At 69.4% G+C, this 258-nt stretch carries 1 protein-coding gene; it reads left to right on the plus strand.

The annotated features are described in order from the left end of the window. On the plus strand, positions 1–258 hold a 258-nt coding region (locus ADK64_RS14735; protein ID WP_159046245.1), incomplete at both ends, for a KR domain-containing protein.

Raw genomic sequence — 258 nt, forward strand, 5'->3', positions numbered from 1 at the left:
GTTTGTGCTGTTCTCTTCGGCTGCTGCCACGCTTGGTGGTCCTGGGCAGGGCAATTATGCGGCGGCGAACGGATTCCTGGACGCGCTCGCGCAGCACCGGCGTGCCCAGGGGCTGCCGGCCCAGTCGTTGGCGTGGGGTCCGTGGGAGCAGTCCGGGGGCATGACCGGTCACCTGGCACACAGCGATGTGCGCCGGATGGCACGCGCCGGGATGACCGCGCTGTCCACCGACGAAGGACTCACCCTCTACGACGCGGC

Origin of the sequence: Streptomyces sp. MMG1121, assembly GCF_001280015.1 — a bacterium.
Taxonomy (GTDB): domain Bacteria; phylum Actinomycetota; class Actinomycetes; order Streptomycetales; family Streptomycetaceae; genus Streptomyces.